This window comes from Pseudomonas sp. DWP2-2, from assembly GCF_049897065.1.
Taxonomy (GTDB): domain Bacteria; phylum Pseudomonadota; class Gammaproteobacteria; order Pseudomonadales; family Pseudomonadaceae; genus Aquipseudomonas; species Aquipseudomonas paracarnis.
The window spans coordinates 143,128-151,501 of record NZ_JAFCVN010000014.1 but is presented as its reverse complement, the minus strand read 5'-3'; the positions used below and the strand labels follow the sequence as shown (position 1 = coordinate 151,501).

Sequence of the window (8,374 nt, the reverse complement as noted above, 5' to 3'; positions counted from 1 at the left end):
TGCTCCCGCTGGGGCGCGAAGCGGCCCCAAAAATGGGACTGCTACGCAGTCCAGCGGGAGCAAGCTCCCTCGCCACAAGTCACTGGTTGTCTGCTCTAGCTCTTAACTGACTGGCATTAGGCCTGAGGGTCGCCTTTTTCATGGCTTTCAAACGCACTGTGTAGATCACGGTAGGGCCAAGCAATTAAAGCCCGACGCATGCGCCGAATGCGCAGTGCGCTGTAGTGATGTGGCTATCGCTGGCCTGGCGTGGGAAGGATTGCTAGGTATACTTTCCTGCGGCTACTACGACGCGGCTCCCCGGGTGCAAACCAGGCGCCGCGCAGTGGTCCCGGGGATGTACCGGTGTGGGGACAAGCGAAGAGGGTTTTTAATGGCAGGCAGGTTGATCTATCTCATCGGGCCATCGGGTTCGGGCAAAGACAGTCTGCTGGATGCCGCACGCCCACGTCTGGTTGAGCGTGGGTGCCGCATGGTGCGACGGGTGATCACTCGGTCCGCGGAGGCGGTGGGCGAAGCGGCGCAAGGTGTGAGCCCCGAGCAGTTTGCGGCCATGGAGGCCGAGGGCGCATTTGCCTTGAGCTGGCAGGCTAATGGCTTGTCCTACGGCATCCCCAGGGAAATCGATGATTGGCTGGCCGCGGGGGACGACGTTCTGGTCAACGGTTCCCGTGCGCACCTGGCGCAAACCCGTGAGCGTTATCCGACCTTGCTGGTATTGCTGCTGACGGTGGACCAAGCGGTGCTGCGCCAGCGTCTGATTGCGCGTGGGCGGGAGTCATTGGCGGATATCGAGGAGCGCCTCGCGCGCAATGCGCGGTTCACTGCCGAATTGATTGCCGGTCATGGCGCGGGGTTGTTCGTATTGGATAATTCCGGCCCGTTGGCGCATACCGTCGAACGCTTGCTGTGTTGCCTGGAGCACGGGCACAGCGTGAACACCTGACCCAGTAGTGCATGGGTAATGCCAGCGCCCAGATAAAACCCGGAGACGGAGCTCATATTTCTCAATACGCACCCATGCCGACTTGTTGGTGGACTTCAATACGGAGAAAGACAAGATCGACCTGTCGCAAATGGCACGCGACGGCAAGGTAGCGCTGAACTTCGTTGAGCACTATACAGGGGCGGCAGGGGCGCGATTGTTTGACGCAATGCGGGGCGGGACTTACTCAATGATTGATTAAGTCCCGCCCCTTTGTGCGTTGTGAAAAGTATTTATGAGCCGAAGGCCCCGTCAGGACGCTTGGGCAGTGGCCAACGCGGCTTTACGTGACGCACTCAGGAAGCGCAACAAGGCCAACAGCGCAAATGCGCTGCCCACCAGCATGGCGGCCAACCAGCCGCCATGTTCATACACGCTGCTGGCAATCGCCGAACCGAACGCACCGCCGATAAAAATGCTGGTCATGTACAGCGCGTTCAGGCGGCTGCGGCTGTTGGCATCGAGGGCGTAGATGGCGCGCTGGCCGAGGACCATATTCATCTGCACGCAGAAGTCCAGAACCACACCGGTGACTGCCAGGCCGATCACGCTGTAGAGCGGGTGTACCAACGCCGGCAGGAAACTCAGCGCGCCAAACAGCATCGCCAGCAACGAGGCGCGGTGGGTATGGCCGGCATCGGCCAGGCGACCGGCCATGGGCGCGGCGATGGCGCCAAGGGCACCGACCAGGGCAAACAGTGCGATCTCGCTTTGGCTCAGGCCGTGGTTACGCGCCAGTTCCAGTGGTACGGCAGTCCAGAACAGGCTGAAGGCAGCGAACATGCAACCCTGGTAGAACGCCCGCTGGCGCAACAGCGGTTGCTCACGCAACAGGGTGCCCAGGGAGCGCAGCAACTGGCCGTAGCTGGCACTGTGATCGGGCTGGCGCTTGGGGATTGTCAGCATCAGCACCACGCTGATAAACGCCATCAGTGCGGCGGCCGCCATGAACATCGCACGCCAACCGAAGTGGTCGGCCACCACGCTCGACACCGGCCGTGCCAGCAGGATGCCCAGCAGCAGGCCGCCCATGATGCTGCCGACCACCCGGCCCCGGGATTCGGCCGGCGCCAGGTGTGCGGCCAGCGGAATCAGGATCTGCACCGAGACGGAACTGAAACCGATCAGCAGCGACACCAGCAAGAACAGGTTCGGCTGTTCGATAAACGCCGCACCCAACAGGCTGGCGATCGCCACGACGGTGGTGGTGATCATCAGCTTGCGGTTTTCCAGCAGGTCGCCCAGAGGCACCAGGAAAAACAGGCCCAGGGCATAGCCGATTTGCGTGAGGGACACGATCAGGCTGGCCATTGCCGGCGTCAGGCCAATGTCCGGGGCAATCAACTCGATGATCGGTTGCGCATAGTAGATATTGGCGACGATGGCGCCGCAGCAAAACGCGAACAGCATGACCATGCCCCGGGTCATGGTGCCTGCAGCGTGAGAGGTTGCGTTCATGGTGTACTCATAAAGGCGAAGGACGATGGCGTGAGAGAGTAAAGACAAGGCTCTCAAGTGAGTAGGCTGCTTGTGGTGATATCACTTATGCCGGCTGATGATACATTCAGACACATCTGCCCTACGCAAAAAAGTGGGAGCTGGCTTGCCTGCGATGGCGGTGCACCAGTCACCAGAAATATGACTGATAGAGCGCTTTCGCAGGCAAGCCAGCTCCCACAGGTTTGACCGAGTTGATTCAGTCAGATGGGTTATTGGCCAGAGTAGATCTGGTCAAACACCCCGCCATCATTGAAATGGGTCTTTTGCACTGTGCGCCAGTCGCCGAAGGTCTTCTCCACCGACAGGAAGTCCACCTTGGGGAACCGGTCGGTGTACTTGGCCAGCACCTTAGGGTCCCGTGGGCGCAGGTAGTTGTTGGCCGCAATTTCCTGGCCCTCGGGCGACCACAGATACTTGAGGTAGTCCTCAGCCACCGCACGGGTGCCTTTTTTCTCGACCACTTTATCCACCACCGACACCGGCGGTTCGGCTTCGGCGGAAACGCTTGGATAGACCACTTCGAACTGATCACGGCCAAACTCGCGGGCGATCATTTCTGCTTCGTTTTCAAAGGTCACCAGCACGTCGCCAATCTGGTTGGTCATGAAGGTGGTGGTGGCGGCGCGGCCACCGGTGTCCAGCACTGGCGCTTGCTTGAACAACTTGCCAACGAAGGTCTTGGCCTTTTCTTCATCGCCGCCGTTCTTCAGCACGTAACCCCAGGCCGACAGATAGGTGTAGCGGCCGTTACCCGAGGTCTTAGGGTTGGGCACGATTACCTGCACGCCGTCCTTGAGCAGGTCGGGCCAGTCTTTCAACGCCTTGGGGTTACCTTTGCGCACAATAAACACCGTGGCTGAGGTGAATGGCGCACTGTTGTTCGGCAGGCGTGTCACCCAGTTGTCCGGCACCAGCTTGCCGTTGTCGACCAGGGCATTGATATCGGTAGCCATGTTCATGGTGATCACGTCGGCGGGCAGGCCGTCGATCACTGAGCGCGCTTGTTTGCTGGAGCCACCGAAGGACATCTGCAGCGTCAGCTTGTCGTCCGGATGCTCGGCTGCCCAGTGCTTCTGGAAAGCGGCGTTGTAGTCCTTGTAGAAGTCGCGCATCACGTCGTAGGAGACGTTGAGCAGGGTGGTCGCTGCCTGGGCGGAGCCCGCCAAGGCCAGGCCGGCGGCCAGTAGAGAGGCGCTGAGGATTTTTTTCACTGCTCATTCCTTGTTGTTCGAGAAGAGGGAGGCAATTTGCCAGCGACTATAGCCGGGCCTGCATAGAGCTTTAAAGATTAAAACGAACTTTGCTTATTCCAGTTTGCGAAACAAATTGCTGCCACAGCGCGCGCAAAATGCGGCGTTGGGTTCATGGCTGTCCTTCTTGCACACTGGGCAGTCGGTATGCAGCTGTTCGCCGCGCATGGCACTTGCCAGTTCAGCGGTAAAAATACCCGTCGGCACGGCGATGATCGAGTAACCGGTGATCATCACCAGCGAAGAAATCACCTGGCCCAGGGGCGTCTTGGGCACGATATCGCCGAAGCCCACGGTGGTCAGGGTGACGATCGCCCAGTAGATGCCCTTGGGAATACTGGTAAAGCCATGTTCCGGGCCTTCGATCACGTACATCAAGGTGCCGAACACCGTCACCAGGGTGCACACGCTGACCAGGAACACCACGATCTTCTGCTTGCTGCCGCGCAGCGCCGCCATCAGGTAGTTGGCCTGCTTGAGATACGGGCTGAGCTTGAGCACGCGGAAGATGCGCAGCATCCGGATGATGCGGATGATCAGCAGATACTGGGCGTCGCTGTAGTACAGCGCGAGGATGCCGGGGACGATGGCGAGCAGGTCCACCAAGCCATAAAAGCTGAAGGCATAGCGCAGCGGCTTGGGCGAGCAATACAGGCGCAGGCCGTACTCGATGGCGAAGATCAGCGTGAAGCCCCACTCGATATAGGCCAGCACGTCGGCGTAGTTCTGATGGATTGTGTCGATGCTGTCGAGCATCACGATCACCAGGCTGGCGAGGATGATCAGCAGCAGGATGCCGTCAAAGCGCCGCCCGGCGACGGTGTCGCTTTGGAACACCATGATGTAGAGGCGCTGGCGCCAGTCGTTGTTGCTGTCCATAAACCCTGCCTGAAACGAATATCGAGCAAGCCTAGGGCGATTCGAACGGGCTGTCCATGTGAGGCTTGTGCAGCATTCGCTGACCGGCGCGCACCAGCCAGCACGCGAGGATAAATGGCGCGGTCAGCGCGGGCAGGTGCAGGCCGCAAAAGCCAGGGGTGAGCAGGATGGCCAGGCCGATACCCAGCAGTGGCAACCAAGGCTGGCGACGCGACGAGCACAGGGCCAGCCCGGCCAGCGCGGGGTTATAGCTGTGCAGGCCGAGCAGGGCGCCAGTGGGGTCGTTCAACCACAGGCCGGCCAGCATGCCGAGAGTGGCGCCGCCCAAGGCCCACGCGACGGCGCGACGGTCGGCCAGCAGCAAGCCCAGGGCGATCAGCACACCCGCCAGGGGCTGGTCCAGCAGCATGATTTGCCCAAGGCCGGTGAAGGGTGCGGCCAGTACAGCGACAGTGTCGGGCTCGCTCAGCGCAAGGGTGTTCTCCGGGGCCTGGCCGAGCAGCAACCAGCCCAGGCCAACAAAGGGCGCGGTGTACGCTGGCAAATCCAGGGGTTGGGTCGCGTGTTTCAACCAGTGCCGAGTGAGGATGGCACTCAAGCCGCCGCACGCCAGGATCAGCGGCGGCACCAGCGCCGACCAGGCAAAGTGCTGGCTGATCAACAGGCCCAGCAATACGCCGTTGTAGCTATACAGCCCGGCCTGGCGCTCGGCTTTGGGATACCCCCGGCGCTGGGCCGTGAGCAACCCTGCGACGCCCCCCAGCAAGGCACCGCCAAGCAAGGCCGGGGCACCGATCAGGATCGCCAGCAGGCACAGCAGGCCGCACAGCGGGTGGCGCTGCAGGAAGATTTGGCTGAAGCCGTTGAGCAGGGCTTCGGCCCAGTCGGGGCAGGTTGGGTTGTGCATTTGGGTTGAGTCAATAAGACCGAGTTGCCCTCATCGCAGGCAAGCCAGCTCCCACATTTGATTGATGTTCGACATGCAAACTCGATCAAATGTGGGAGCCGGGCTTGCCCGCGATGAGGCCCTGACAGGCGCTAAATCAGCGTCTCTATACGCAGCGAATTGGTGGACCCTGGCTGCCCGAACGGCACCCCTGCGGTAATCACCAAGGTATCGCCACGCTGCGCCATGCCCTGGGCCTGGGCAATTTCCAGTGCGGTGGAACACACCTCATCCACCTGGCGCAGCCGATCATTGACCACCGAGTGCACGCCCCACGCCACGCTCAGGCGCCGCGCCGTGGACAGGTTGGGCGTGAGGTTGAGGATCGGCGCCACGGGCCGCTCCCGCGCCGCGCGCAAGCTGGAACTGCCGGACTCGCTGTAGTTCACCAGCACCGCCACCGGCAGGATGCTGCTGATGCGGCGGATCGCGCAGCTGATGGCGTCCGACACCGTGGCATCTGCCTTGGGCCGGCTGACATCCAGCTGTGCCTGGTAGTCCGGGCCGTTTTCCACCTGGCGGATGATCTTGCTCATCATCTGCACCGCTTCCAGCGGGTACTCGCCCGAGGCGGTTTCGGCCGACAGCATCACCGCATCTGCACCTTCGGCCACCGCGTTGGCGACATCGGTGACTTCGGCGCGGGTGGGTGCCGGCGAGAAGCGCATGGATTCGAGCATCTGCGTGGCCACCACCACCGGCTTACCCAGTTGGCGGCAGGTGCTGATGATGTCTTTCTGGATCTGCGGCACGCTCTCGGCCGGCACTTCCACGCCCAGATCACCCCGGGCCACCATGATCGCGTCACTCAGTTCGGCGATTTCACGCAACCGTTGCACCGCCGAAGGCTTTTCGATCTTGGCCATCAAAAATGCTTTATCGCCGATCAGCTCGCGGGCTTCGCGGATGTCTTCCGGGCGCTGCACAAACGACAGCGCCACCCAGTCCACACCCAGCTCCAGGCCGAAGCTCAGGTCGCGGCGGTCCTTGGTGGTGAGTGGGCTCAGTTCCAACAGCGCTTGGGGGACGTTCACACCTTTGCGGTCAGACAGTTCGCCGCCATTGAGCACGGTGGTGTCGATGGCGTCGGCATGCTTGGTGATCACGCGCAGGCGCAGCTTGCCGTCGTCGAGCAGCAGGTCCATGCCCGGCTCCAGGGCCGCGATGATTTCCGGGTGGGGCAGGTTGACCCGCCGTTGGTCCCCCAAGGTTTCATCCAGGTCCAGGCGCAGGGCCTGGCCGCGCACCAGTTGCACCTTGCCTTCGGCAAAGCGTCCCAACCGCAGCTTCGGCCCTTGCAGGTCCATGAGGATACCGAGCGGGTAGTTGAGCTGGCGCTCGACCTGGCGAATCCACTGGTAGCGCTGGGCATGGTCGGCGTGGTCGCCGTGGCTGAAGTTGAGACGGAAGATATTTACCCCGGCCTCCACCAGCTCGCGGATGTCGTCGATACCGTCGGTGGCCGGGCCCAGGGTGGCGAGGATTTTGACCTTCTTGTCAGGCGTCATGGTTGGCAGTCTCAAGGATCAGGATGGCGCGGAAGTCGTTGACGTTGGTGCGCGTCGGCTCGGTGACGATCAAGTCGCCCAGGGCGGCGAAATAGCCGTAGCCGTTGTTGTTGTCCAGCTCATCACTGGCCGACAGGCCCAGGGCTTCGGCACGGCGGTAGCTGCAGGGGGTCATGATCGCGCCGGCGTTGTCTTCTGAACCGTCGATGCCATCGGTATCGCCGGCCAGGGCGTACACGCCGGGCAGGCCCTTGAGGCTGTCGGTGAGGCTCAAGAGGAATTCCGCGTTGCGTCCGCCACGGCCGTCGCCGCGTACGGTGACGGTGGTTTCGCCCCCCGAAAGGATCACGCACGGCGCCGCCAGTGGCTGGCCGTGCTGCACGATCTGGCGGGCGATGCCGGCGTGTACCTTGGCCACATCGCGGGCTTCGCCTTCCAGATCACCGAGGATCAGCGGGCTGAAACCGGCCTGGCGCACTTTTACTGCTACCGCTTCCAGGGATTGCTGCGGGCGGGCGATCAATTGGAAGTGGCTGCGGGCAAGCACCGGATCGCCAGGCTTGACGGTTTCCGAGGCCGGGTTCTGCAACCAACTGCGCACCGAAGCGGGGGGGTCGATGTGGTAACGCTTGAGGATCGCCAGGGCCTGTTGCGAGGTGCTAGGGTCACCGACGGTCGGGCCCGAGGCAATCACCGTGGCCTGGTCGCCCGGTACATCGGAGATCGCGTAGGTGTACACCGTGGCCGGCCACGCAGCCTTGGCCAAACGCCCGCCCTTGATGGCCGAGAGATGCTTGCGCACGCAATTCATCTCGCCAATGGTGGCGCCGGATTTAAGCAGGGCTTTGTTGATGGCTTGTTTGTCCGCCAGGGTGATGCCCTCGGCGGGCAGGGCCAGTAATGCCGAGCCACCGCCGGAGAGCAGGAAGATCACACGGTCGTCTTCACTCAGATGGCTGATCAGTTCCAGCACGCGCTGGGCCACGGCCAGGCCGGCCGCATCCGGAACCGGGTGGGCGGCTTCGACCACTTCGATTTTTTTGCATGGCGCGCCATGGCCATAGCGCGTGACCACCAGGCCCGAGACTTCGCCCTGCCAACAATCTTCGACGACCAATGCCATGGCGGCCGCGGCTTTGCCGGCGCCGATCACGATCACACGGCCACTGCGGTCGGCAGGCAGGTAGGGTTCAAGGACTTGCCGGGGGTGGGCGGCATCGATGGCTGTGGCAAACAGCTCGCGAAGCAGGTGTTGCGGATCGACCGACATAAGCGGGCTCCCGGGGGATTCTTGTTATTAGAGGTG

At 62.2% G+C, this 8,374-nt stretch carries 8 protein-coding genes; 2 read left to right on the top strand and 6 right to left on the bottom strand.

Features of this window, described 5'->3' with window-relative positions; genetic code table 11:
* Nucleotides 1-373: 373 nt before the first annotated feature.
* Together phnN and ACP7CZ_RS23980 are read left to right on the top strand one after the other, a co-directional pair.
* Entirely contained in the window at nt 374-946 is a 573-nt protein-coding gene (gene phnN, locus ACP7CZ_RS23985) for a phosphonate metabolism protein/1,5-bisphosphokinase (PRPP-forming) PhnN (RefSeq protein WP_057976699.1), read from the top strand.
* Nucleotides 947-1,010: 64 nt separating this feature from the next.
* On the top strand, nt 1,011-1,187 hold the full coding sequence (locus tag ACP7CZ_RS23980) for a M10 family metallopeptidase C-terminal domain-containing protein (RefSeq protein WP_294156512.1): 177 nt from the start codon (nt 1,011-1,013) through the stop codon (nt 1,185-1,187).
* A gap of 50 nt (nt 1,188-1,237) precedes the next feature.
* On the opposite strand, the gene ACP7CZ_RS23975 is transcribed toward ACP7CZ_RS23980, so the two are convergent.
* The 6 genes from ACP7CZ_RS23975 to ACP7CZ_RS23950 form a co-directional block, all read right to left on the bottom strand.
* The gene (locus tag ACP7CZ_RS23975; protein ID WP_294156407.1) at nt 1,238-2,443 is read right to left on the bottom strand and encodes an MFS transporter; all 1,206 of its coding nucleotides are present in this window, start codon (nt 2,441-2,443) and stop codon (nt 1,238-1,240) included.
* 251 nt (nt 2,444-2,694) lie between these two features.
* A complete protein-coding gene (locus ACP7CZ_RS23970; RefSeq protein ID WP_186608073.1) occupies nt 2,695-3,696 on the bottom strand; it encodes a sulfate ABC transporter substrate-binding protein in 1,002 nt (333 codons plus the stop codon).
* Nucleotides 3,697-3,789: 93 nt separating this feature from the next.
* On the bottom strand, nt 3,790-4,614 hold the full coding sequence (locus ACP7CZ_RS23965; RefSeq protein WP_014717713.1) for an ion transporter: 825 nt from the start codon (nt 4,612-4,614) through the stop codon (nt 3,790-3,792).
* A gap of 31 nt (nt 4,615-4,645) precedes the next feature.
* Nucleotides 4,646-5,521, bottom strand: coding sequence for an urea transporter (locus ACP7CZ_RS23960; RefSeq protein ID WP_294156402.1), 876 nt, complete (start codon nt 5,519-5,521; stop codon nt 4,646-4,648).
* Nucleotides 5,522-5,652: 131 nt separating this feature from the next.
* Nucleotides 5,653-7,068: a pyruvate kinase gene (gene pyk / locus ACP7CZ_RS23955; RefSeq protein ID WP_252950432.1), complete on the bottom strand. Its 1,416-nt coding sequence runs from the start codon at nt 7,066-7,068 to the stop codon at nt 5,653-5,655.
* On the bottom strand, nt 7,058-8,338 hold the full coding sequence (locus ACP7CZ_RS23950; protein WP_294156400.1) for a glycerate kinase type-2 family protein: 1,281 nt from the start codon (nt 8,336-8,338) through the stop codon (nt 7,058-7,060). The genes pyk and ACP7CZ_RS23950 overlap by 11 nt, the downstream gene beginning before the upstream one ends.
* Nucleotides 8,339-8,374 lie beyond the last annotated feature (36 nt).